The organism is Oleiphilus sp. HI0080, assembly GCF_001635135.1.
In genome coordinates, this window is record NZ_LWFU01000628.1 from 1 (window position 1) to 3,599 (window position 3,599).

Here is a 3,599-nt window from a genome sequence, read left to right on the forward strand (position 1 = left end):
AATTGTCGAAATGAAGAACTCGATAGAACGCGGCGATAGCTTGCTTCGTTCAGCGCGCAGTNCTGAAGTCTTCACACCCTTGGTTTTGCAGATGATATCGGTAGGAGAAGAGACCGGATCGATTGATTCTCTCTTAGATCAGGTTGCGGATTTCTATGATGAGGAAGCCGATTACTCACTGAAGCGCTTAGCGGAGTCGATCGAGCCGATTTTGATCGTTGTCATGGGTGGCATTGTCTTAGTGTTGGCGTTGGGAGTTTTCTTACCGATCTGGGATCTAGGGTCGGCCGCAATGGGAAGGGGTTAAGCGACCATGAGCCGTTCTCCTCGTGCGTTTAGTGGACGCTTTTTGGCTTTTGCTGTTTCGCTAGGAATGGTCGGCGTTTTAATAATGGTGTTCTTGCCCAAGATTGATCGAGAAATGGATTCTCTAGAGCAAAAACGCTTCGATTACAGGCTTGCTGAAATCAAAACAGCTGTGCAATTCATGCAGCTTGAATTACAGGTAAAATCATCGCTCGCTAGTGCAAAAGAGCTCCGCGGCGCGAATCCAATGCGTTGGTTGAAAGGTCGAGTCGAGGAAACGCCACCACAGTATCTTGGAGAGCGGCCTATTGATCTGCTTAATGATCAGCCTGGAAACTGGATTTATGACCCAAAGCTGCGGGTGCTCGCGTATTTACCTAACTCCTCTATTGTTTATGAGGGGAGGCTTATTGAGCGCGATGAGCTTCTGTTTTTCCGAGTTGAAACCATTGAGGAAGGCAGCAAAGTTCAAGCCCTTTCGTTAGAATATATTGCGCATTGATATCCTATATCCGAAAAGCTGAATTGGGATAGATGCTTCTTTACAGAAAAGATACAAATTGGGTGCTTTTATGTGTGGCAACCAACTATTTAGACGCTATAGTTAACGTAACTTGTCACTTACCTAGCGTAAATTATTAAAGCTATTGCAACAGGAGCTACAGCAAATGCAACGTCAAGCCGGTTTTACTTTAATCGAATTGGTCATGGTCATCGTGATCTTGGGTATTCTCTCTGCCTTCGCGCTTCCTCGTTTTGCCGATTTGGGCTCAGAAGCAAGAACAGCCACAGTTCAGGCAGCTCTCGGTGCGGTGAAAGCTGCGTCTGCGATTGCGCATGCTGATGCATTGGTTTCCAATCAGAATACGGCAACAGGTTCTGTCACGCTTGATGGCGCAACAGTGAACTTGGTAAACGGATATCCTGCAGTTGATGACACCACAGCAGGAACCAATGACATTCTTACTGCGGCACAGATTACGTCAGACGACTTTACGATCACATCGACTGCGACCGCGGTGACAGTCGCAGCTGCGGGTGGCACCGGCACATGCCAGATCGTTTACACTGAGGCGACGGCTGTTGGAAACGCACCTGTGATCTCGATCGATACAAGCGGTTGCTAAGTCCTTATCTATTTTAAAAAAAGCGCCTCAGGGCGCTTTTTTGCGTAACAACGGGGCTTAACTATGCAAGCAAGGGGCAAGGTCAATCAGCATGGTTTCACCCTCATTGAGCTGGTGATGGTGATCGTCTTGATCGGACTTCTTAGTTACGGGGGCGTTAGCCTGTTCACAGCACGCTCTGAGTATTCTAACTTTGTCGCAAAAGATCTTCTTATCTCACAGGCTTTGCTAGCACAGCAAATTGCGCTTGGTAGCAGCGGTACTCCCAATCCGGTAAGTTTAACAATTGCCAATACGGGCGATGCGTGGCGTTTTGCTTTGCAAAAAGTCGGCGTCACTAATCCCGCGCCTGTTAATGTCGAATCGGACGGGAATAGCCTTCAGATAGACGGCGCAACACTCGGCTCTGGCAGCAGTCAAACATTTACTTGGACCAATGGCGCGGTTCTGAGTGACGGCAACAATCATGTTATCCGCTTTTCTGGCGAGACGAATTTTCTAGTCTGCTTGTCTTCCCAAGGCTATGCTTATGAAGGCAATGGGGGGTGTCCGTGAGTTTAAAGCGAGAGCAAGCCGGCGTTACCTTAATCGAGTTGATTATTTCTATTGTGGTTATTTCGATAGCCTTGGTCGCGGTTCTTAACTCATTTAGTTTTTCTGTATCACAAAGCGCCGACCCTCTTTGGCGAAATAAGTCTTTAAAGCTGGCGCAGCTTTATTTGGACGAGATTCTTGCTCGATCTTACGATGAAACGACTCCTGTTGGAGGCTTGCCCACGGTTGCTTCCCCATCCTGTTCCAGTTTGGGGCCAGAGAGCGGAGAAGATCGGGCGACGTATGATGATGTGGACGATTACAACGGTATTAACGAATCGCCTCCCGTTAGCCTGATTGGCGCGATCGATTCCTCTTACGACAATTATCGTGTTCAGGTGACTGTAAGCTGCGATGGTAGCTCAGTGGGCGCAAGTGGGAATGAGCATGCCAAGAAAATTGTGGTGCAGGTGACGCCGCCGGGAGAAGGAGATATTTTCTTTTCTGTGTACAAAGGTAACTTCTGATGCAGTTGGGTCGGATTGGCGTGCAAAGAGGGTTCACCCTCATTGAAATTATTGTCACTATCGTGATTATCGGCATTTTGGGAGTTGGGATTGTCAACTTTATAGGCCGATCAGTACAGGGGGTCGCTGATAGTGCCGACCGTCAGCACATTGCTTCCATTGCCTGGTTGCTGTCTGAAAAAGTCAGTCGAGGTGTTCGTGACGCTTTGCCGAATAGCTTTAGGGTTAACGCTGCAAGCGGCAGTGGTTCTTGTATTGAATACATTCCTACGGTTGGGGGGTCGGATTATTTGACAGTACCAACGGCCGGAGCAGCGGATAGCTTTGAGGTCGTGCCTTTTCCAAACTACACGGCGGGGGATGTTGATAGTGCGCGTGACCGCGTGGCCGTTTATCCAAATACCGTTTCTGGTTTATATTCTCTGGCGAGTCCTGGAACCATTAGCTCTCTCGTCAGTCAATTAACGGCGGGGGCAACTCCAAATGCCTTAGAACTCGAGTTGAGCGCAGCCCATCAGTTTCTTACAGACTCACCAACTCGAAGGTTTTACATCGTGCGACCTCCAGAAATGTTCTGTTTCGTTGGAGGCTTTTTAAACTATTACACCGGTTATGGCTTTCAGTCTAGCATTCCTGACCCTTCAGGCTTGACGCCACAAGTGGTTGCTAGCCAATTACGCGATGGTGCCTTTGCTTACTCCCCCGGAACACTTAGCCGTGCAGGTGTGGTGATTTTAAGTTTTGATGTGGTTGATGCGAGTGGTGCCGTGCAATCGATCGCGCAGGAAATACAGGTGAGAAATGTTCCTTAGGCTAAAAAGGCAAACAGTGCCTGCTCTGCGCTCGATGCAGCGCGGGATCGGTTTGCCAGCGACGGTATTTATTATTTCTATACTTGCACTGATTGTGGTGGCTCTTGGCGAATTGAATCAAACAGCGAGTTTGAGTTTTAGTCAGAGTTTCCAGTCGCAGCGGGCATTTTATGCTGCAGAGAGCGGAGCTCAGGTAGGGCTTAATAGAATTTTTGTTGGTAGCACAAGCTGCAATAACGCGTTGGCCGATATTGACTTCGACTCGTCAGGCTCGAATCTAGGGCTTGATGGCT

The 3,599-nt window shown here is 48.5% G+C and carries 6 protein-coding genes and 1 pseudogene; all 7 read left to right on the plus strand.

All coding sequences use genetic code 11. The features are described from left to right. Positions 1-307: type II secretion system F family protein (locus A3751_RS13730; protein WP_197466346.1), on the plus strand; the 307-nt coding region annotated here is incomplete at its 5' end. A 6-nt stretch (positions 308-313) separates the two neighbouring features. Beyond that, positions 314-808, plus strand: a complete 495-nt coding sequence (locus A3751_RS13735) for a hypothetical protein (protein WP_068457045.1) — start codon at positions 314-316, stop codon at positions 806-808. 166 nt (positions 809-974) lie between these two features. Beyond that, positions 975-1,433: a prepilin-type N-terminal cleavage/methylation domain-containing protein gene (locus A3751_RS23780; RefSeq protein ID WP_068457048.1), complete on the plus strand. Its 459-nt coding sequence runs from the start codon at positions 975-977 to the stop codon at positions 1,431-1,433. A gap of 63 nt (positions 1,434-1,496) precedes the next feature. Continuing rightward, the gene (locus A3751_RS13745; RefSeq protein WP_068457052.1) at positions 1,497-1,988 is read left to right on the plus strand and encodes a type II secretion system protein; all 492 of its coding nucleotides are present in this window, start codon (positions 1,497-1,499) and stop codon (positions 1,986-1,988) included. Then, complete coding sequence (locus tag A3751_RS13750; RefSeq protein WP_197466347.1) at positions 1,985-2,494, plus strand: prepilin-type N-terminal cleavage/methylation domain-containing protein; 510 nt, start codon at positions 1,985-1,987, stop codon at positions 2,492-2,494. Before A3751_RS13745 ends, A3751_RS13750 begins: the two co-directional genes overlap by 4 nt. Then, positions 2,494-3,306 (plus strand): prepilin-type N-terminal cleavage/methylation domain-containing protein, encoded by an 813-nt coding sequence (locus A3751_RS13755; RefSeq protein ID WP_068457056.1) that lies wholly within the window; start codon positions 2,494-2,496, stop codon positions 3,304-3,306. Before A3751_RS13750 ends, A3751_RS13755 begins: the two co-directional genes overlap by 1 nt. Positions 3,307-3,322: 16 nt before the next feature. Next, positions 3,323-3,599 (plus strand): annotated as a pseudogene (locus A3751_RS13760) (hypothetical protein); the annotation flags it as partial.